The organism is Streptomyces sp. BHT-5-2, from assembly GCF_019774615.1.
Classification (GTDB): Bacteria; Actinomycetota; Actinomycetes; order Streptomycetales; family Streptomycetaceae; genus Streptomyces.
The window spans coordinates 3,001,388-3,020,513 of the sequence record NZ_CP081496.1; the positions used below are offsets into that span (position 1 = coordinate 3,001,388).

At 72.4% G+C, this 19,126-nt stretch carries 17 protein-coding genes; 13 read left to right on the forward strand and 4 right to left on the reverse strand.

Annotation, left to right across the window (positions count from 1 at the left end):
- The first annotated feature begins 24 nt into the window (after positions 1 to 24).
- The 8 genes from K2224_RS13365 to gatB all read left to right on the forward strand — a co-directional run bounded on the left by K2224_RS13365 (position 25) and on the right by gatB (position 10,604).
- On the forward strand, positions 25 to 714 hold the full coding sequence (locus K2224_RS13365) for an SDR family oxidoreductase (protein ID WP_221906776.1): 690 nt from the start codon (positions 25 to 27) through the stop codon (positions 712 to 714).
- A 142-nt stretch (positions 715 to 856) separates the two neighbouring features.
- Positions 857 to 1,870 carry a methionine synthase gene (locus K2224_RS13370; RefSeq protein ID WP_221906777.1) on the forward strand — a complete coding sequence of 338 codons (1,014 nt, stop codon included), beginning with the start codon at positions 857 to 859 and terminating at the stop codon, positions 1,868 to 1,870.
- A 30-nt stretch (positions 1,871 to 1,900) separates the two neighbouring features.
- Complete coding sequence (ligA, locus tag K2224_RS13375) at positions 1,901 to 4,117, forward strand: NAD-dependent DNA ligase LigA (protein ID WP_221906778.1); 2,217 nt, start codon at positions 1,901 to 1,903, stop codon at positions 4,115 to 4,117.
- Positions 4,118 to 4,273: 156 nt separating this feature from the next.
- Positions 4,274 to 6,382: a bifunctional diguanylate cyclase/phosphodiesterase gene (locus K2224_RS13380; protein WP_221906779.1), complete on the forward strand. Its 2,109-nt coding sequence runs from the start codon at positions 4,274 to 4,276 to the stop codon at positions 6,380 to 6,382.
- 576 nt (positions 6,383 to 6,958) lie between these two features.
- Positions 6,959 to 7,255, forward strand: coding sequence for an Asp-tRNA(Asn)/Glu-tRNA(Gln) amidotransferase subunit GatC (gene gatC, locus K2224_RS13385; protein WP_221906780.1), 297 nt, complete (start codon positions 6,959 to 6,961; stop codon positions 7,253 to 7,255).
- A gap of 5 nt (positions 7,256 to 7,260) precedes the next feature.
- Positions 7,261 to 8,754, forward strand: coding sequence for an Asp-tRNA(Asn)/Glu-tRNA(Gln) amidotransferase subunit GatA (gene gatA, locus K2224_RS13390; protein ID WP_221906781.1), 1,494 nt, complete (start codon positions 7,261 to 7,263; stop codon positions 8,752 to 8,754).
- Between the two features lie 67 nt (positions 8,755 to 8,821).
- The gene (locus K2224_RS13395) at positions 8,822 to 9,064 is read left to right on the forward strand and encodes a membrane protein (RefSeq protein ID WP_018539199.1); all 243 of its coding nucleotides are present in this window, start codon (positions 8,822 to 8,824) and stop codon (positions 9,062 to 9,064) included.
- 31 nt (positions 9,065 to 9,095) lie between these two features.
- Positions 9,096 to 10,604, forward strand: a complete 1,509-nt coding sequence (gene gatB / locus K2224_RS13400) for an Asp-tRNA(Asn)/Glu-tRNA(Gln) amidotransferase subunit GatB (protein WP_221906782.1) — start codon at positions 9,096 to 9,098, stop codon at positions 10,602 to 10,604.
- Positions 10,605 to 10,664: 60 nt separating this feature from the next.
- Here gatB and K2224_RS13405 read toward each other — a convergent pair whose 3' ends face one another.
- Together K2224_RS13405 and K2224_RS13410 are read right to left on the reverse strand one after the other, a co-directional pair.
- Positions 10,665 to 11,798, reverse strand: a complete 1,134-nt coding sequence (locus tag K2224_RS13405; protein ID WP_221906783.1) for a helix-turn-helix transcriptional regulator — start codon at positions 11,796 to 11,798, stop codon at positions 10,665 to 10,667.
- Between the two features lie 357 nt (positions 11,799 to 12,155).
- Complete coding sequence (locus K2224_RS13410) at positions 12,156 to 12,326, reverse strand: hypothetical protein (protein WP_221906784.1); 171 nt, start codon at positions 12,324 to 12,326, stop codon at positions 12,156 to 12,158.
- Positions 12,327 to 12,939: 613 nt separating this feature from the next.
- On the opposite strand from K2224_RS13410, the gene K2224_RS13415 reads away from it, so the two are divergent.
- Positions 12,940 to 13,866 (forward strand): LLM class F420-dependent oxidoreductase, encoded by a 927-nt coding sequence (locus K2224_RS13415; RefSeq protein ID WP_221906785.1) that lies wholly within the window; start codon positions 12,940 to 12,942, stop codon positions 13,864 to 13,866.
- 14 nt (positions 13,867 to 13,880) lie between these two features.
- Here K2224_RS13415 and K2224_RS13420 read toward each other — a convergent pair whose 3' ends face one another.
- Together K2224_RS13420 and K2224_RS13425 are read right to left on the reverse strand one after the other, a co-directional pair.
- Complete coding sequence (locus tag K2224_RS13420) at positions 13,881 to 14,132, reverse strand: DUF397 domain-containing protein (RefSeq protein ID WP_221906786.1); 252 nt, start codon at positions 14,130 to 14,132, stop codon at positions 13,881 to 13,883.
- Positions 14,129 to 14,950, reverse strand: coding sequence for a helix-turn-helix transcriptional regulator (locus tag K2224_RS13425; RefSeq protein ID WP_221906787.1), 822 nt, complete (start codon positions 14,948 to 14,950; stop codon positions 14,129 to 14,131). The genes K2224_RS13420 and K2224_RS13425 overlap by 4 nt, the downstream gene beginning before the upstream one ends.
- A 112-nt stretch (positions 14,951 to 15,062) precedes the next feature.
- Between K2224_RS13425 and K2224_RS13430 the strand changes: the two genes are divergently transcribed.
- The 4 genes from K2224_RS13430 to K2224_RS13445 all read left to right on the forward strand — a co-directional run bounded on the left by K2224_RS13430 (position 15,063) and on the right by K2224_RS13445 (position 19,093).
- Positions 15,063 to 15,533 (forward strand): ATP-binding protein, encoded by a 471-nt coding sequence (locus tag K2224_RS13430; RefSeq protein ID WP_221906788.1) that lies wholly within the window; start codon positions 15,063 to 15,065, stop codon positions 15,531 to 15,533.
- Between the two features lie 196 nt (positions 15,534 to 15,729).
- Positions 15,730 to 17,928 carry an MMPL family transporter gene (locus tag K2224_RS13435; protein ID WP_221906789.1) on the forward strand — a complete coding sequence of 733 codons (2,199 nt, stop codon included), beginning with the start codon at positions 15,730 to 15,732 and terminating at the stop codon, positions 17,926 to 17,928.
- A gap of 65 nt (positions 17,929 to 17,993) precedes the next feature.
- Positions 17,994 to 18,647, forward strand: coding sequence for a hypothetical protein (locus tag K2224_RS13440; protein ID WP_221906790.1), 654 nt, complete (start codon positions 17,994 to 17,996; stop codon positions 18,645 to 18,647).
- A 254-nt stretch (positions 18,648 to 18,901) separates the two neighbouring features.
- The gene (locus tag K2224_RS13445; RefSeq protein WP_221906791.1) at positions 18,902 to 19,093 is read left to right on the forward strand and encodes a hypothetical protein; all 192 of its coding nucleotides are present in this window, start codon (positions 18,902 to 18,904) and stop codon (positions 19,091 to 19,093) included.
- The last annotated feature ends 33 nt before the right edge of the window (positions 19,094 to 19,126 follow it).

Genomic DNA, 19,126 nt, shown 5'->3' on the forward strand with positions numbered 1-19,126 from the left:
AGGGCACGCCGTAGGATCGGCCCCATGGGTACGCATTTGATCACAGGCGCGGGGTCGGGCATCGGAGCGGCGGTCGCACGCAGGCTCGCCGAGCGCGGGGAGGAACTGTGGCTGCTCGCCCGGGACGTCGGCCGGGCCAAGGAGCTGGCCGAGCGGTTCCCCGGGGCGCACACCCTGGTCGGTGACCTCTCCGCCCCGGAGAAGCTCGACTGGGCACTGGGCCACCAGCGGCTGCCGGAGCGGCTGGACTCGCTCCAGCACATCGCGGGCGTCATCGAACTGGGCGCGGTCGGCGACCTGCCGGCCAAGGCGTGGCAGCGGCAGCTGACCGTCAACCTCGTCGCGCCCGCCGAGATCACCCGCCTGCTGCTGCCGCTGGTCCGGGTCGCCAAGGGCGACGTGGTCTTCGTCAACTCCGGTGCCGGGCTCACCGCGCACGCCAACTGGGGCGGCTACGCCGCGAGCAAGCACGGACTGAAGGCGCTGGCGGACTCGCTGCGCGCCGAGGAGCACGACAACGGCGTCCGGGTCACCTCCGTCTACCCGGGCCGCACCGCCACGCCCATGCAGGAGAGCACCCACCGCCAGGAGGGCAAGGACTACGACGCGTCGAAGTGGATCGACCCGGAGTCGGTGGCGACGGCCATCCTCACCGCGATCGACCTGCCGCGCGACGCGGAACTCAAGGACGTGGTGGTCCGCCCGGGCCGGTGACCCGCCCGTGCCTCCCTCGCCCCCGTGCCGAGCGCACGGGGGCGACGTGCGTACCGGGGCGACGGACGCTCCGGGCGCCGGGCCGGTGCGCCCCCGTACCCTCCCGCCGCACCCGCGGCCCGGCGCCGCATACCCTTCCCGGGTGAGCGAGAACACCAGGCACAAGTGGGCAGCGGGCGCGGCGACCGGCATCGGCTCGATGCCCGGCGGGGACGCCCGCGAAGCGGCGAAGACCGTCACCGGCTCGTTGGAGGACCTCCCCCACCTGCCCGAGCTCCCGGCACGGGGGCCCGGCGCCGACATGATCGGGCGGACCCTCGGCATGCTCGTCGAGCTCTACGCCCATGTGGAGCCCAGCGGTTGGCGGATCAGCGACCGGCCCGGCCGCGACACCCGACGGGCCCGCTCCTGGCTCGGCGAGGACCTGGACGCCCTGGAGGAGTTCACCCAGGGGTACGCCGGGCCGCTGAAGGTCTCCGCGGTCGGCCCGTGGACCCTGGCCGCCGCCCTGGAACTGCGCAACGGCGAGGCGGCGCTCGGCGACCCCGGGGCCTGCCGGGACCTCACCGAATCCCTCGCGGAGGGGCTGCGCGCCCATCTCGCGGACGTCCGGCGGCGGGTGCCGGGCGCCGAGGTCGTCCTCCAGCTCGACGAGCCCTCGCTGACCGCGGTGCTCCGGGGGCGGGTGAGGACCGCGAGCGGCTACCGCACCCACCGGGCCGTGGACCGCGCGGTCGTCGAGGGCGCACTGCGCGACCTCGTCGGCGCCGCGGACGGCGCGCCCGTCGTGGTCCACTCCTGCGCGCCCGAGGTGCCCTTCGGGCTGCTGCGGCGGGCCGGCGCCGCCGGCGTCTCGTTCGATTTCGGACTGCTCACCGAGCGTGAGGACGAGGTGCTCGGCGAGGCCGTCGAGGCCGGCACCGCGCTGTTCGCGGGCGTGGTGCCGGGCGTGGACGGTCGATTGTCGGACCCTGCCGGTAGCGTCATGGGTGTCCGGACGCTGTGGCGCAGGCTGGGGCTGGCACCGGGGCTTCTCGCGGAGTCCGTGGTGGTCACCCCCTCGTGTGGTCTGGCGGGCGCCTCGCCCGCCTACGCCCGCGCGGTGCTCGCCCACTGCGTCCGGGCGGCCAGGTCGCTCGCGGACAACCCTGAGTGACCGCCCTCAAGGACACGGGAGGACAAGACGGTGGCTGGCGAACAGCACGCGGCGGCATCCGAGGTGCCCGCCGCGGCACGGGAGAAGCACGCGCAGCTCGCTGAGCAGATCGAGGAGCACCGCTTCCGCTACTACGTCAAGGACGCCCCGGTCGTCAGCGACGCGGAGTTCGACCGGCTGCTGCGCTCCCTGGAGGCACTGGAGGAGACGCACCCCGAGCTGCGCACGCCCGACTCCCCGACCCAGAAGGTCGCCGGGTCGTACGCCACGGAGTTCACCGAGGTCGCCCACCGCGAGCGGATGCTCTCGCTGGACAACGCCTTCGACGACGAGGAACTGTCGGCCTGGGCCGAGCGGCTCGCCACCGAACTGGGCGGCGACCCGAAGAGCGCCGGCTACCACTTCCTGTGCGAGCTCAAGGTCGACGGCCTCGCGGTCAACCTCACCTACGAGCACGGCCGCCTCACCCGCGCCGCCACCCGCGGCGACGGCCGCACCGGCGAGGACATCACGCCCAACGTCCGCACCATCGGCGAGATCCCGCACCGCCTCCGCGGCGACCGGGTCCCCGACCTGGTCGAGATCCGCGGCGAGGTCTACTTCCCGATGGAGCGGTTCCTGGAGCTCAACGAGCGCCTGGTGGCCGACGGCAAGCCGCCGTTCGCCAACCCCCGCAACGCCGCGGCCGGTTCGCTGCGCCAGAAGGACCCCAAGGTCACCGCCACCCGCCCGCTGCACATGGTGGTGCACGGCCTCGGCGCCCGCGACGGCCTGGAGATCGACCGCCTCTCCGAGGCGTACGACCTCCTGAGGAAGTGGGGCCTGCCCACCGCCACGCACAACCGCGTCGTCGACTCCCTCGCCGCCGTACGGGAGTTCATCGGCCACTACGGCGACCCGGAGACCCGCCGCACCGCCGTGGAGCACGAGATCGACGGTGTCGTGGTCAAGCTCGACGAGATCCGGCTCCAGGGCCGGCTGGGCGCCACCTCGCGGGCGCCGCGCTGGGCGATCGCCTGGAAGTACCCGCCGGAGGAGGTCAACACCAAGCTGGTCGACATCCGCGTCGGCGTCGGCCGCACCGGCCGGGTCACTCCGTACGCGGTCGTCGAGCCGGTCACCGTCGCCGGCTCCGAGGTGGAGTTCGCCACCCTGCACAACCAGGACGTGGTCAAGGCCAAGGGCGTCCTCATCGGCGACACCGTCGTCATCCGCAAGGCGGGCGACGTCATCCCGGAGATCCTCGGCCCGGTCGTCGACCTGCGGGACGGCACCGAGCGGGAGTTCGTGATGCCGGCCGAGTGCCCCGAGTGCGGCGCGGCGCTGCAGCCCGCCAAGGAGGGCGACATCGACCTGCGGTGCCCCAACGCCCGCTCCTGCCCCGCCCAGATCCGCGAGCGGCTGTTCTACCTCGCCGGCCGCAAGTGCCTGGACATCGAGAACTTCGGCTATGTCGCGGCCACCGCGCTCAGCCGGCCGCTGGAGCCCGCCGAGCCGCCGCTGAAGGACGAGGGCGGCCTCTTCGACCTCTCGATCGAGCAGCTGCTGCCCATCAAGTCCCATGTCCTGGACCCGGATTCGGGCCTGCCCAAGCGCGACCCGAAGACCGGCGAGGAGAAGGTCGTCACCTTCTTCGCCAACCAGAAGGGCGAGCCGAAGAAGAACACCCTCGCCATGCTGGAGAACATCCGGGCCGCCAAGGAGCGCCCGCTGGCCCGGATCCTCACCGGTCTGTCGATCCGCCACGTGGGACCGGTGGCGGCGCAGGCACTGGCCCGCGAGTTCCGCTCCGTCGACCGGATCCGCGAGGCGAGCGAGGAGGAACTGGCGGCCGTGGACGGCGTCGGCGCCACCATCGCCGCCTCCCTTAAGCAGTGGTTCGCGGTGGACTGGCACCAGGAGATCCTGGAGCGCTGGCGGGCCGCCGGCGTCCGGATGGAGGAGGAGCAGACGGGCGAGGAGGGCCCGCGCCCGCTGGAAGGCGTCACCGTCGTGGTAACGGGCACACTTCAGTCACACACCAGAGATGGCGCGAAAGAGGCGCTGCAGGCTCGCGGTGCAAAGGTGACCGGATCCGTTTCCAAGAAGACCGGATTCGTAGTGGTGGGCGACAACCCCGGTTCGAAGTACGACAAAGCCATGCAGTTGAAGGTCCCCGTGTTGGACGATGACGGCTTCGCTGTGCTGCTGGAGCAGGGTCCCGAGGCGGCACGAGCGGTAGCGGTCACTCCGCCTGAGGAGGAGTGAGGTGTCACCCCATCGGCGCATACCAGATTGATCTGGGAGGCCGGGTCGCATTCGGGCAACCGCTGCGGATCGCTGCCCGTGGCGGCCTTCCGCGTCCTACTGTTGACGTGTGCGCCTGTCGTGGCGCGGGCACAGCCGGCTGTGAGAGGGATCGGAATGAAACCGACCGACAGTGCCGCTCCGGCGTCGCGGCTCCGCCGGCTTGTGGTGCCCGTGTTGCCCGCGGCCGTGGTCATGGCGGCGGGCGCGGTGTTCGCCGCGGGTGTGCTGCACGCCCTCGGCGGCGGTGAGCCGCTCTTCCCCGGTGGAGCCGTCGGCTGGTCGCTGGCGGTCCTGACCGGCGTCATCGTCGGCCATCTGGTCGCCCTCGGCCGCGACCGCTGGTGGGGCGGCACCGGTTCCGGGGCGGCCCTCGCCCTCGCCGTGCTCCTCCTGTACGGCTGGGTGGCGGCCGGCCTGGTCAGCCTCTCCGTCGTGCTCCTGGTCGGCGCCGCCCGGCGCCAGCGCTGGCGACAGGCCGTGGTCCACGGCGCCGTCGACCTCCTCGGCATCGGCGCCGCCGCGCTCGGCCTGGCCGCCTGCGGGGTGCACCCCGACGTCCGCCGGCCCTGGAGCCCCGAGGCGTGGGACCTCTCCGTGCTGCCCGAGGTCGTGGTGATGGCGGGCGGCTATCTCCTCGTCAGCCGGGGGCTGTTGTGGTGCAGCCGGCTGCCGGTCGGCGGCGGCCTGCCCGCCATCGCCCGCCCGGCGGTGGTGCGGCAGGCCCTGGTCGGCATCGCCCTGCTGGGCATCTCCCCGCTGATCGCGGTGTGCGCGGTGGGCGCCCCGCTGCTGCTGCCGCTCTTCGCGGTCCCGCTGATCGCGCTGGACTCCACCCTCTGGATAGCCCGGGCGCGTGCCGAGGAGCAGCTGCGCGACCCGCTCACCGGCCTGCCCAACCGCCAGCGCCTGCTGGAGCGCACCTGGTCGGCCCTGGACGAGGCCGGGCGGTCCGGCACCCGGGCCGCCCTCGTCCTGATCGACCTCGACCGCTTCCGCTCCGTCAACGACACCCTCGGGCACCTCGCCGGCGACCGGCTGCTGCTCCAGATCGCCGACCGCCTGCGGCACGCCCTGCCGCGCGGCGCCGAGGCCGCCCGCCTCGGCGGCGACGAGTTCGCCGTCCTGCTGCCCGCCACCGACTCCCTGACCAGCTCCCAGCGGGTGGCCCGCAACCTCGTCGCGGCCCTGGGCTCGCCGCTGGACCTCGACGGGCTGACCCTCGTGCTCGAAGCCAGCGCGGGGGTCGCGGTCTTCCCCGAGCACGCGCTCGACGCCGAGGGCCTGCTGCGCCGCGCCGACGTGGCGATGTACCAGGCCAAGCGGGACCGCAGCGGCGTCGAGCTCTACGAGGCCAAGCGGGACGGCAACACCCCCGACCGGCTCGGCCTGCTGGGCGATCTGCGGCGCGCCCTGGACGCCGGCGACGTGGAACTGCACTACCAGCCCAAGGTCCGCTTCGACGGCCATGTCTCCGGCCTGGAGGCACTGGTCCGCTGGGTCCACCCGGACCGCGGCCGGGTCCCCCCGGACGAGTTCATCGCCATCGCCGAGTCCTCCGGCCTGATGCCCCGCCTGACCGAGTACGTCCTGGAGACCGCGCTCGCCCAGGTGGCGCGCTGGCGCGCGATGGGCCTGGAGGTACCGGTCGCGGTGAACGTCTCGCCCCGCGACGTGCACTCCCCGGGCTTCGCCGGCGCGGTCGCCGCCCGCCTGGCCCGACATCGCGTCCCACCGGGCGCACTCCAGCTGGAGATAACCGAACACGTCCTGCTGGAGGACCCGCAGCGGGCCGCCGACACCCTCGCCGGGCTCACCGCCCACGGCGTGAAGATGTCCCTGGACGACTTCGGCACCGGCTACAGCTCCCTGGTCCACCTGCGGCGCCTCCCGGTCAGCGAGCTCAAGATCGACCGCTCCTTCGTGGCCCGGCTGGCGGTCGACACCGAGGACGCCGAGATCGTCCGATGCACCCTCGACCTCGCCCACTCGCTGGGCCTGCTGGTCGTGGCCGAGGGCGTGGAGGACGACGAGACCTGGGAGCGGCTGCGCGACCTGGGCTGCGACGCCGTCCAGGGCTGGCTGGTGGCGGCCGCGATGCCACCGGACGAGACCACGGCCTGGTTGCGGGCCCGCGGTGAGCACGGCTGGCGCCGTGCGTCGGAGACGACCGCCCTGGCGGCGGAGAAGGCAGCCGAGCGCCCTTCGGGACAGGTCCTGAAGTGACCCGGCCACCGGCCGTCCCAACTCCCCGCTCCGACACCACCGCACAGCCCCCGCACCGACCCCGCCCGGACCGGCAGGCCCCGGACGACACCGCCACGGACGCACCTGCACCGCACGATCCCGTACCGCACGACCCGGCACCGGACGCATCCGCTCCGGACACCCCCGCACCGGAGCCCCCCGTTCCGGACGGTCCCCCGCCGGTAGTCCCGGCGCCCCGGGGCCCGGCGGCGCGGGGCCCCAGGACAAACGATCCGCCACCCGACGCCCCGGACGCCCCCGCTCCACCCGACGGCACCGGCACCGCCCCCGGCGGGCCGGAGCCGCCGGACGCCCCCCGGCCCCCCGCCGCGGACGGCGGCTGACCGGCCGCGGCGGCCCGGCGGCGGCCGCCGCGGCGGCCCGCGCCGCGCCCCGCCCGCAGGCCCGTCGTGACGGTCCGGCGAAAGCGTTTCGCGGCAGCGTTCCCCTACGCCATAGGATTGGGCCGGAATACCCCGCCGGAGAATTCGCCCAGAAATCTCCTTCCGGAACACTCCGCCCAGAACACCGCCGAAAACACCAGAGGATCTCTGCATGCCTGGCATCACGCGCGAGGAGGTCGCCCACCTCGCCCGGCTGGCACGTCTGGAGCTGAAGGACGAAGAGCTCGACCACTTCGCCGGACAGCTCGACGACATCATCGGCGCGGTCGCCCGCGTCTCCGAGGTCGCCGGTCAAGACGTCCCGCCGACCTCCCACCCGCTGCCGCTGACCAATGTGATGCGTCCGGACGAGGTCCGTCCGTCGCTCACCCCGGAGCAGGCGCTCTCCGGCGCTCCCGCCGAGGAGCAGCAGCGTTTCAAGGTGCCGCAGATCCTGGGGGAGGAGTGACCACCATGGCAGATCTGATCAAGCTCACCGCCGCCGAGATCGCGGCCCGGATCGCCGCCGGCGAGCTCACCGCCGTCGAGGTCACCGAGGCCCACCTGGCGCGCATCGAGGCCGTCGACGAGAAGGTGCACGCCTTCCTGCACGTGGACCGCGAGGGCGCGCTGGCCCAGGCCCGCGCCGTCGACGAGAAGCGGGCCCGCGGCGAGAAGCTCGGGCCGCTGGCCGGCGTCCCGCTCGCGCTGAAGGACATCTTCACCACCGAGGACATGCCGACCACCGTCGGCTCGAAGATCCTCGAAGGCTGGATCCCGCCGTACGACGCGACCCTGACCAGGAAGCTCAGGGAAGCCGACGTCGTCCTCCTCGGCAAGACCAACATGGACGAGTTCGCCATGGGGTCGTCGACCGAGAACAGCGCCTACGGGCCGACCGGCAACCCCTGGGACCTCACCAAGATCCCCGGCGGCTCCGGCGGCGGCTCCTCCGCCGCACTGGCCTCCTTCCAGGCCCCGCTCGCCATCGGCACGGACACCGGCGGCTCGATCCGCCAGCCCGCCGCCGTCACCGGCACCGTCGGCGTCAAGCCCACCTACGGCGGAGTCTCCCGCTACGGCATGGTGGCCTTCTCCAGCTCCCTGGACCAGGGCGGCCCGTGCGCCCGCACGGTGCTGGACGCGGCGCTGCTGCACGAGGCCATCGCCGGCCACGACCCGCTGGACTCCACCTCCATCGACGCCCCGGTCCCGCCGGTCGTCGAGGCGGCCCGCAACGGCAGCGTGGACGGGATGCGGATCGGCGTCGTCAAGCAGTTCCGGGGCGAGGGCTACCAGCCCGGTGTGCTCCAGCGCTTCGACGAGTCGGTGGCACTGCTCACCGAGCTGGGCGCCGAGATCGTCGAGCTGGACTGCCCGTCCTTCGACCTGGCGCTGGCCGCGTACTACCTGATCGCGCCCTCCGAGTGCTCCTCCAACCTCGCCCGCTTCGACGCCATGCGCTACGGCCTGCGGGTCGGCGACGACGGCACGAAGTCCGCCGAGGAGGTCACCGCGCTCACCCGCGAGGCCGGCTTCGGCCCGGAGGTCAAGCGCCGCATCATGCTCGGCACCTACGCGCTCAGCTCCGGCTACTACGACGCGTACTACGGCAGCGCCCAGAAGGTCCGCACGCTGATCACCCGCGACTTCGAGCGGGCCTTCGAGCAGGTCGACGTGATCATCTCGCCGACCACGCCGACCACCGCGTTCCCGATCGGCGAGCGCACCGACGACCCGATGGCGATGTACCTCGCCGACGTGTGCACCATCCCCGCCAACCTCGCGGGCAACGCCGCCATGTCGCTGCCCTGCGGGCTGGCACCCGAGGACGGGCTGCCGGTGGGGCTCCAGATCATCGCCCCCGCCATGGCCGACGACCGGCTCTACAAGGTCGGTGCCGCGGTCGAGTCCGCGCTGGACGAGAAGTGGGGCCACCCGCTTCTGGAGGAGGCACCGGCGCTGTGAGCGGAATTGCGGGCACCGCCCAGGCCGTCCGGGCACTGGGGGAGAACGAGGACCTCGGAGGAGAGCTGTGAGCGGAAAGCTGGCCAAGGCGAAGAACTTCAAGAAGTCCAAGCCCGGCACCTACCTGTCCATCGGCACCACGCTGTTCGGCGCGGTGAGCGTCGTCAAGCAGGCGAAGAAGGCCAGGGGCGAGCACGACACGCTCCAGCTGGTCGACGCCGTTGTCTCCGCCGCCGCCATCGTCACCGGCGTCGCCCTGCTCGTCCGCGAACTGCGCCGTCTCAACGACGACGACGTCCTCGCGGGCTGACCGGCGCCGGACCTGAGAGGTTAGTTTCACCGTGACTGTCACCGACCTGGTGCCGTACGAGGACGCGCTGGCCGCCTACGACCCCGTGATGGGTCTGGAGGTGCACGTCGAGCTCGGTACCAACACCAAGATGTTCTGCGGGTGTGCGACCACCCTGGGCGCCGACCCCAACTCGCAGACCTGCCCCACCTGCCTGGGCCTGCCCGGCTCGCTCCCGGTCGTCAACGCCACCGGCGTCGAGTCCGCGATCAAGATCGGCCTGGCCCTGAACTGCACCATCGCCGAGTGGTGCCGCTTCGCCCGGAAGAACTACTTCTATCCGGACATGCCGAAGAACTTCCAGACCTCCCAGTACGACGAGCCGATCGCCTTCGACGGCTACCTCGACGTGCAGCTGGAGGACGGCGAGGTCTTCCGCGTCGAGATCGAGCGCGCCCACATGGAGGAGGACACCGGCAAGTCCACCCACATCGGTGGTGCGACGGGCCGGATCCACGGCGCCCAGCACTCCCTCCTGGACTACAACCGCGCCGGCATCCCGCTCATCGAGATCGTCACCAAGCCGATCGAGGGCGCCGGCGAGCGTGCGCCGGAGGTCGCCAAGGCGTACGTCGCCGAACTGCGCGAGCTCATCAGGGCGTTGGGCGTCTCCGAGGCCCGCATGGAGATGGGCCAGATGCGCTGCGACGTGAACCTCTCGCTCCGCCCCAACGGCACCGAGAAGTTCGGCACCCGCTCGGAGACCAAGAACGTCAACTCGCTGCGCTCGGTGGAGCGGGCCGCCCGCTACGAGATCCAGCGGCACGCCGCGGTGCTCTCCGCCGGCGGCACGATCGTCCAGGAGACCCGGCACTTCCACGAGGACGACGGTTCCACCACCTCGGGCCGGGTCAAGGAGGAGGCGGAGGACTACCGCTACTTCCCCGAGCCCGACCTGGTGCCGGTGGCCCCGTCCCGTGAGTGGGTCGAGGAGCTGCGGGCCGGCCTGCCCGAACTGCCGCGCGTCCGCCGCAACCGGCTGCGCGAGGAGTGGGGGATCACCGAGCACGACATGCAGTCGATCCTCAACGCGGGCGCCGTGGACCTGATCGTCGCCACCACCGAGGCCGGCGCGGACGCCGCCGCCGCCCGCAAGTGGTGGATGGGCGAGCTCGCCCGCCGCGCCAACGAGGACGGGGTGGACCCGGCCGCGCTGCCGATCACCCCGGAGCAGGTGGCCCGGGTCTCCGCGCTGGTCGCCGAGGGCTCGCTCAACGACAAGCTGGCCCGTCAGGTCATCGAGGGCGTGCTGGCCGGCGAGGGCGACCCGGACACGGTCGTCGAGAAGCGCGGTCTGAAGGTCGTCTCCGACGAGGGCGCGCTCGGCACCGCGGTGGACGAGGCGATCGCCGCCAACGCCGCCATCGCCGACAAGATCCGCGGCGGCAAGGTGGCCGCGGCCGGTGCCCTGGTCGGCGCGGTCATGAAGGCCACGCGGGGGCAGGCCGACGCGGCCCGCGTCCGGGAGCTGATCCTGGAGAAGCTGGGCGTCGAGGGCTGATCACCCGCCCGTATGTGAAGCGGCCGTTCCTCCTCCGGAGGGGCGGCCGCTTCGCGTGCGTCAGGCGTCGGCCGGCGCGGCCCCCAGCTCCGGCCGTACGGTGAGCGACCGCCGGGCCCAGGGCCGCAGCCGGTGCCGCAGCGCGAGCTGTTCGTCGGGCGCGGGAGCCCGCGGGTACAGGCAGGCATACAGCGGAGCCTGCGCCATCACCCGGCCGAGTCCCCAGGAGGAGAGGGCGTAGACCAGGGGGCCGTTGCCGGAAACCCGTTCGCGCGTGACGAAGTTGCGCGCCACCAGGCCGTCCCACGCCTCCGGGTCCGCCAGCTCGCGGGCGCGCGGCTCCGGTACCGGGCTCTCCCGGTTGACCAGGTGCACCAGCGCCCGCCACTGCCGGCTGCTCATGGCCTCGGCCAGGAACCGGACGAGGGTGGTGGCGGCGCGTTCCGGTGCCTCCTCGACGGCCTGGGTCTGTACCGTGATCAGATGGCGGGCGCGCTGGGCCTCCCGCTCGCCCTGCGCATAGGCCAGGCTCGCCCGGGCCTCCGCCCCTACGCGCAACGACTGCCGCAGCAGGGCGAGTTCGCGATTGACGAGGCGGCACACCACGCTGGGCGGGCGGCGCAACAGGTGTGCCACGCCGAGGAGTTGGGGCTCCTCCATGTCGATCACCGCCGCTGTGTGCGTGGTGTGCGCGCGGGCGAACAGCTCCTCCAGCAGCTGCGTGATCTTCTGGCGGCGTTCGCTGGCGTGCGGATGCCGGTCGAGTGCCTCGTCGATCTCCCGCACCTGCACGGAGAGTTCGCGGGCCAGACGCAGCGGCAGCGTGCCGTCCGTACGCGCCGGGAGCCTCGCCGCGCGCTCCAGGTCGCGGTAGGCGGCGACGCTGATCCCCAGCCGGGCCGCGAGTTCCGCCATGGTGAGCCCGGCGCCGAGCCGCAGCGTGCGGATGCTGTCCTCGGGGCGGGCGGGCTCCTGGTACAGCTCCCTCGCCGGGACGCGGAAGATCCGGGCCAGTTCGGCGATCCGGGCGGCCTCCGGCACAGAGGTGCCCGCCTCGTAGGCCAGCACCCGGGCCTTCGACGTGCCCAGCCGGCGGGCGAGTTCGGCGGCGCTCAGCAGGTTTCCGTCGACGGTCCTGGTGCGGCGGAGGCCGGCGAGGACGCGGTGATCGAAAGGGGCGGCTCCACGGGGCATGGCTCCGGGTCACCTTCCTTCGAGGAGACGGCTGGCTGCGGCAAAGGGTACCGTTTAGCGGCAGTTGTGTGCCGAGTGATGTGTTGGCGCCGTCCCGAGTGCGGACATCCGTGCTGGATCGGCTGTTTCGGCGGTACCGTTTAGCGTCGAATGGGGTTCCCTGGTGTGGCCGCGTACCGGCAGAATCAGAGACGCGGACTGTGTGCCGCGGTATTCCGGAAGTGCCGTTGGCGCATGCCAGCGGGTTCCGGAGAACAAGCGAGCCATGAGAAAGCAAGTGGCCCGCGTCCTGGGGGCCGAATCCATGAACGCGGGCCGGGCCGGCTCGGTAAAAGGCGGCGGATGAGGACGGTTACCTCATCCGCCGTTGCCGTGGAACACGCCCCAGACCGCGGAGAGCGCGACTATGGTGTCGCACGCCAACTGCACCCAGGTGACCCACGTCTTACCGCGATCCTCCTCCTCCGGGCCGCGGTGGTCCGGGGGTTCGTCCCGGTCCTCCTCGTCCTGCATGGAGTTGTTGGCCATCGGATCTGTCTCCCTTCCGCGTTCTTTCCTTTTGGGCAGGCCGGTTGGCCACGTGTACCCGCCGACCGGGCACGAAAGAGAGAGTGCTACGAGCTTACCGGGTCCTTCCGACGGCGCCCGAACGTGCGACGTGGTATGCACCCGCAACGGGCCCGATGTCGCCTCGCGGTGATCCGGGATGCCAACTCCGCATCCCTCGAACCAGCATGACTGACCATCAAACTCCCAGGTCAGAAGCGTGTTGGTGATCGATCAAACGGGATGCGCGGACCTCCGTCGGACGGGCCGGCGCCATCGCCGCAACGGATGTTATCCAGGTCACATTTAGCGGCTTGTGCCGCAGGTTACTGCTACCTCCCAGTAGGTAGGTTTTTCAGGTGCGAATGAGCAACCGCCTCGCCGCAAAGCGATTCGTTCGCCAATCTCTCAACTCCGTTCACCGGGGTGCCGATTGGCGACACAAGGTCGGTCGTCAGGTGCTGCGCCGCGATCGGTCGATCTCTGGACCTTGGGGATCTCCTCCCTGGAGGCGGAATGCCGCGCCCCTCTCCGGCGCTGTCACCGGAAGAGGATCAAGGGGAGCAACGCTCGCCGGAGAGTGGAGGAGTGAGCCATGGCTCAGCAGAACAGTCCCGCACCGGGGCCGCGGGAGGTCGCCGCGCGGATCGGCCGGGTCGGGATCTGGCATGGGGTATTGGGCCGGGCGTCGGCCGCGGCCGCACGGAAGTTCGCGGCCGGGGTGGAGCGGCTGGGGTACGGCGCGCTGTGGTTCGGCGAGGCCCAGTCCACCAAGGAGGCGTTCGCCCACGCCGGAGTGCTGCTGGGCGCGACCGAGCGGCTGACCGTCGCCACCGGCATCGCCAACATCTGGGTCCGGGACGCCACCGCGATGAACGCCGGCGCGCACACCCTCGCCGAGGCGTACGACGGCCGGTTCCTGCTGGGCCTGGGCGCCAGCCACGCCCCGCAGGTCAACGGGCGCGGCCACACCTACGCCAAGCCGCTCGCCGCGATGCGCTCCTACCTGGACGCGATGGACCGGGCGACCTACGACGCCCCGGTGGCCACGGCGCCCGCCCGGGTGCTCGCCGCGCTGGGCCCGAAGATGCTGGAACTGGCCGCCGAGCGGGCGGCGGGCGCGCACCCGTACTTCGTCACGCCCGAGCACACCGCCCGGGCCCGCGAGGTGCTGGGCACCGCCCCGCTGCTCGCCCCCGAGCAGGCGGTGCTGCTGGAGGCCGACCCGGCGACCGCCCGCGCCCTGATCCGCGAGCACCACCTCCGCTTCTACCTCGCCCTGCCGAACTACGTGAACAGCCTGCGCCGACTGGGCTTCGAGGACGTCGACTTCGCGGACGGCGGCAGCGACCGGCTGGTCGACGCGATCGTGGCGTGGGGCGACGTGGACGCGATCCGGCGGCGGGTGCAGGAACACCACGACGCGGGCGCCGACCATGTGTCGCTCCAGCCGATCACGACCGGCGGCGACCTCGGCCTCGACCAGCTGCGGGAGCTGGCACCGGCTCTGCTGGAGGGGTGAGCCAGGTCCGGCGCTCAGCCCACCACATCCGCGACGAACGCCGCCCAGGCGGCGGCGCCGAGCGTGAGCATCGGCCCGCCGGGGTTCTTGGAGTCGCGGATGTGGATGGTGGGGCGGGGGGTGGGGGAGGGGCAGGGGGCGACTTCGACGCAGTTGCCGCCCTCGCTGGCGCTGTAGCTCGACTTGTGCCAGTCGTAGGCGACTTCGATGCAGTTGCCGCCTTCATCGCCGCTGTAGGTGGACTTGAACCAGGTGAGATCGCTCATGCCTCTCCCGCCAGTTGATCGAGCAGGCTGATGCTGTCTTCTGGTGTGAGTGCCTGCGACCGCAGCATCCCATATTTCTGTTGGAGGACACTGACCTCGTCCGGTTCATCTACGAGGTAGCTGACTCGTTGGCCTTCGATATAGGCAAGTTGACCGTGATCGGCTGTCTCCAGCAAAACGATCGGCCCGTCCAAGCCTGCATGTTTCGTGCGGGACGTGGCCATGACCTGAAGCCCGACGAACGGCAACTCCGCGCACTGCCGCAGATGGCCGATCTGCTGCCGCAGCACCTCCGCGTCGCCGATGGGCCGGCGAAGAACCACCTCCTCCACGATGAAGTTCAAGACGGGCGGCGGATCCCGTTGCAGCAGCTGCTGACGATCGAGTCGAGCCGAGAGCCGTTCGGCGGCCTCCGCTTCGCTGATGGGCGGGAACAGGCACGAGAAGACGGCCTGCGCGTAGTCCGCCGTTTGCAACATGCCGGGCACGACGTGGTTCTCGTACGAGAACAGGGACAGGGCTTCCGCCTCGTACTCGACGAAGTCCTGCACGAAGGCCGGAAAGCGTTCTTTCTGCGGCACCTTCGCCACCGCGACCGCCAACGCCCCCTTCGTGCCGAGGATTTCGTCGAACGTCTCGGCCAGGTCGATCTTCAGCGGTCGGCGGCCCTGCTCGATGGAGCCGATGGTGTCCTCGTGGACTCCCGCCGCCTCGGCGAGGGCCGGCTGCGTCAGCCGGGCCGTCCGCCGGAAGTGACTCAGCTGGGCACCGATGACGTGCCAGGACGTGATCCTCTTCGGTTTCTTCGCCGCGTGCATGCGCACTGCCTTCCCCTCCCCATAACCGTCCGACACGGCTGGAAGTCGTACATCGAATCTGTACGAAATCACGCTGTGGCCCAGCGCAATCACCCCCTGTGACAGTGGGGGCATGCAAGAGGAGATTCAGGTCGTGCGGGTGCGTGCGGCCTTCTACCGGCGCGAGCGCCGATCCGTGCGGCTGGCCAGGGAGTTCGCGCGGAGCGCGCTGGCGGACTGGGGAGTGCGGCGCCGTGCGGACGACGTCGTGCTCTGTGTGAGCGAACTGGCCACCAACGCGCTGCTGCACGGCGTCCCGCCGGGGCGCGGCTATCGGCTGTGGCTGGCGCTGGGGGCGGAGGACGGACTGTTGCGGGTCGAGGTGCACGACAGTGGTGACGGGGAGCCGCGATCGTCGGAGCCGGGCGACGTGGTGGACGAGGAGTCCGGGCGGGGGCTGCTGCTGGTGTCCGCGCTGGCGGACAAGTGGGGCGTCGAGGGGCGCGTACCGGGCAAGGCCGTGTGGTGTGAGTGGTGGGGGACCGGTGCGGCGTCGCCCGACTCACCTCCATCCGACTCACCTTCGTCCGTAGTGACCCGGTAAGGGGCATTTGTCGGGTATAACTGCCCCATAAGCGGGCTGGGTTGCCTATTCCTTATTCTTTGTGGGGAAGTCCACAAAGGGGTCAAAGGATCTTTTCGGGCTGGCACCCTGCACGCGGAACACATCCGTACCCGTCCGTCCGCGTTCGGCTCCACCCGCTCCCGGGAGTTTTCGGCGCACAACCGGGAAGCAGCCCGTGACCGCTCTGGCTCGCTGGTGCCTCAGGCGCCGCCTCGTGGTGATCCTCCTCTGGCTCGCCGCCTTCACGGGGACCGCCGTCGCCGCAGGTATGGCCGGATCCGCGTACTCCAGTGACTACGCGGTCCCCGGGACCGAGTCCGGGCAGGCCGGCGCGCTGCTGGCGAAGGCGTTCCCGGACCGCGCCGGGGACACCGACACCATCGTCTGGCACACCGGGGCCGGGGCCGGTGGCGTCCGCGCCACCGCGGTCCGCACGACCATGACGCGCACGCTGGCCGAGGTCGCCCGGCTGCCCGGCGTCGCCGCCGTCCAGAGCCCCTACGGGCCCGCCGGCGCCCGGCAGATCAGCCACGACGGGCACACCGCCTACGCCGCGGTGACCTTCCGCGCCTCGCCCGACGACCTGTCCCCGGCGCAGGCCGGCGCGGTGGTCAGGACCGCCCGGGCGGCGGCCGGCGACGGCCTCCAGGTCGAGGTGGGCGGCTCCGGGGCCGCCCTCACCCAGGCACCGCAGGAACGCCTGCCGGAGCTCATCGGGCTGGCCGCGGCGGCCGTGGTGCTCTTCCTCGCCTTCGGGTCGCTGGCCGCGACCCTGCTGCCGATCGTCACCGCGCTGGCCGCCGTCGGCACCGCCGCCGCCGGGATCAGCCTGCTCGGCCACGCCATGACCGTCGCCGACTTCGCCCCGATGCTGGGCATGCTGATCGGCCTCGGCGTGGGCATCGACTACGCGCTGTTCATCGTCACCCGGCACCGCAAGGGGCTGCGCGCCGGACTCACCGTCCAGGAGTCCGCGGTGCGCGCGGTGGCGGTGTCCGGGCGCGCGGTGGTCTTCGCCGGCGCCACCGTCTGCATCGCCCTGCTCGGCATGCTCACCCTGCGGCTGGGCTTCCTCAACGGGGTCGCGCTGGCCGCCTCGCTCACCGTCGTCCTCACCGTCGCCGCCTCCGTCACCCTGCTGCCCGCGCTGCTCGGCCTGATCGGGACCCGGGCGCTGGGCCGCCGCGAGCGGCGCCGGTTGGCCGCCGAGGGGCCGCGACCCGACCGGCGCACCGGCCCGGCCGCCCGCTGGGCCGGCTTCGTCGCCCGCCGCCCCAAGCTCCTCGGTGCCGTCGCCGCCGCCGTGATGGTCACCCTGGCGCTGCCCGCCCTCGGCCTGCGCCTGGGCACCTCCGACCAGGGCAACGACCCTGCGACCAGCACCACCCGCAAGGCGTACGACCTGCTGGCGGACGGCTTCGGGCCCGGCTTCAACGGGCCGCTGACCCTGGTCGGTTCGCTGGACGGCGCCACCGACCGGCTCGCCTTCGACAAGCTCCCGGGCACCCTCCGGCACACCCCGGGCGTCGCCCAGGTCAGCGGCCCGGAGTTCGACGGCGGCCGCGCCATCGGGGTGATCACCGTCGTCCCGGACAGCGCGCCGCAGTCCGAGCGGACCTCCGACCTGGTCGACCGGCTGCGCGGCACGGTGCTGCCGGCCGCCGCCGACGGCACCACCCTCCGGGTCCGGGTCGGCGGGGTCACCGCCGGCTACGACGACTTCGCCGCCGTCATCGTCGGCAAACTGCCGCTCTTCATGGGCGTGGTGATCGGCCTCGGATCCGTCCTGCTGCTGCTCGCCTTCCGCAGCGTCGGCATCCCCGTCAAGGCCGCCCTGATGAACCTCGCGGCGGTCGCCGCCTCGTTCGGGATCGTCGTCGCGGTCTTCCAGTGGGGGTGGGGGAGCGAGGCGCTGGGCCTGGGCAGCGCCGGCCCGATCGAGCCGTTCCTCCCGGTCATCATGGTCTCGGTGCTCTTCGGGCTCTCCATGGACTACCAGGTCTTCCTGGTCAGCCGGATGTACGAGGAGTGGCGGCGGACGGGCGACAACCGGCGGGCCGTACGGGTCGGGCTCGCCGAGACCAGCCGGGTGATCAACTCGGCCGCGGTGATCATGATCGCGGTCTTCGCGGCCTTCGTCCTCAGCGGCGACCGGATCATCGCCATGTTCGGCATCGGCCTCGCCTCGGCGGTCGCGCTGGACGCCTTCGTCCTGCGCACCCTGCTGGTCCCCGCCCTGATGCACCTGCTGGGCGGCGCCAACTGGTGGCTGCCGGCCTGGCTGGACCGCCGCCTGCCGCACCTGAGCATCGAACCGCCGGAGCCCGCCGCCCCCGCCCCGCCGGCGGACGACCGGCCCCGGGTGGCGGTCTGACGCCCGCGGCCGGGCGCGGGCCGGTTCTCATCGGACTCTCAGACGCGGCACCTACGGTCGCGCCCATGGGAACGACGACCGACAAGCGAACCGACGACGAGCCGATCAAGAAGGCGACACACAAGAACGGGGAGACCGAGGACGCGGCGGCCGGCACGCCCGCCGAAGGCGCCGGGGCCGACGAGGCCGGGGCCGGCACCGCCACCGACGCCGACGACAAGACCGCGGCTGCCGCCGCGACCGGAAACGAGAACGGCGACGAGAGCACCCGGGCCGACGCCGAGGACGCCGAGGACGCGGACGACGCCCCGGCGGAACCCGAGCCCGCCCGCTCCGGTGCCGCAGCCGGCGCCGGAGCGGTGGTCGCGGCCGGGCTCGGCCTGGCCTCCGTCACCGGCACCTGGCTCGGCACCCTGCTCGCCGAACGCCAGACGCTGCTGGGCCAGATCAAGCTCCAGTCCGGCAAGGCCACCGACCAGATCGGCACCCTCTACGGCGCCCCCTGGCACACCACCGCCCTGGTCAACGGGGTGTTCGCGGTGCTCGCCATGCTCGTCGCCGCGGTGGTGCTGACCGGCCGGCGCAGCACCTGGGTGCGGGCGGTGGCCTGGGGCGGGCTGGTGCTCGGCCTCCTCGGACTGCTGGTCTCGGCGGGCATGTACCTCGACCTGTTCGCGAGCCTGCCCAGCCTCCCTAAGGCACCCGGCGGCGGCGCCTGAGCCGCTCCTAAGGCCGGCGGCGGGCGCGCCTAAGGCGCCCGGGGCGCGCCCGCGGAATTCTGAAGCCGTGCACGCCCCCCGGGCGCAGGAATCTGAGCCCCCGGCCGCCCGCCGCCCCCGGTTTCGCAGCCGCACCACGGCGCGAAGATCGGGAACTCTCCCGATGTGGCGGACCCCCCTGGGCGACGAGAGTGGTGGTCGAAGGCGCCGGGCGACCGACCCGGCGTCACCACCGCGTCCCAAGGGGAGCCACCATGTACGTCTCCGAACTCGAACTCCGGGTCCGCTACGAGGAACTGCGCCGCGAGGCCGACCGCCGCCGCCTGGTCCGCGAGGCCACCGGGGCGGAGCGGACCGCCGCCCGCTCCGGGGAGGACGAACCCGAAGGGCGGGTGAGTACGGGCCGGGGCCGGTGGTGGGGGCGCGTCCGGCGCGCCGCCGCCTGACCGCACTCCACATCCCGCGCCGTGCGCACCGGG

Bases quoted from the DNA above. Each gene is read 5' to 3' on its own strand.
- K2224_RS13365 (WP_221906776.1), top strand. From the start codon at position 25: ATGGGTACGCATTTGATCACAGGCGCGGGGTCGGGCATCGGAGCGGCG.
- K2224_RS13380 (WP_221906779.1), top strand. From the start codon at position 4,274: ATGAAACCGACCGACAGTGCCGCTCCGGCGTCGCGGCTCCGCCGGCTT.
- gatC (WP_221906780.1), top strand. From the start codon at position 6,959: ATGCCTGGCATCACGCGCGAGGAGGTCGCCCACCTCGCCCGGCTGGCA.
- gatA (WP_221906781.1), top strand. From the start codon at position 7,261: ATGGCAGATCTGATCAAGCTCACCGCCGCCGAGATCGCGGCCCGGATC.
- K2224_RS13405 (WP_221906783.1), bottom strand. From the start codon at position 11,798: ATGCCCCGTGGAGCCGCCCCTTTCGATCACCGCGTCCTCGCCGGCCTC.
- K2224_RS13410 (WP_221906784.1), bottom strand. From the start codon at position 12,326: ATGGCCAACAACTCCATGCAGGACGAGGAGGACCGGGACGAACCCCCG.
- K2224_RS13415 (WP_221906785.1), top strand. From the start codon at position 12,940: ATGGCTCAGCAGAACAGTCCCGCACCGGGGCCGCGGGAGGTCGCCGCG.
- K2224_RS13420 (WP_221906786.1), bottom strand. From the start codon at position 14,132: ATGAGCGATCTCACCTGGTTCAAGTCCACCTACAGCGGCGATGAAGGC.
- K2224_RS13425 (WP_221906787.1), bottom strand. From the start codon at position 14,950: ATGCACGCGGCGAAGAAACCGAAGAGGATCACGTCCTGGCACGTCATC.
- K2224_RS13430 (WP_221906788.1), top strand. From the start codon at position 15,063: ATGCAAGAGGAGATTCAGGTCGTGCGGGTGCGTGCGGCCTTCTACCGG.
- K2224_RS13440 (WP_221906790.1), top strand. From the start codon at position 17,994: ATGGGAACGACGACCGACAAGCGAACCGACGACGAGCCGATCAAGAAG.
- K2224_RS13445 (WP_221906791.1), top strand. From the start codon at position 18,902: ATGTACGTCTCCGAACTCGAACTCCGGGTCCGCTACGAGGAACTGCGC.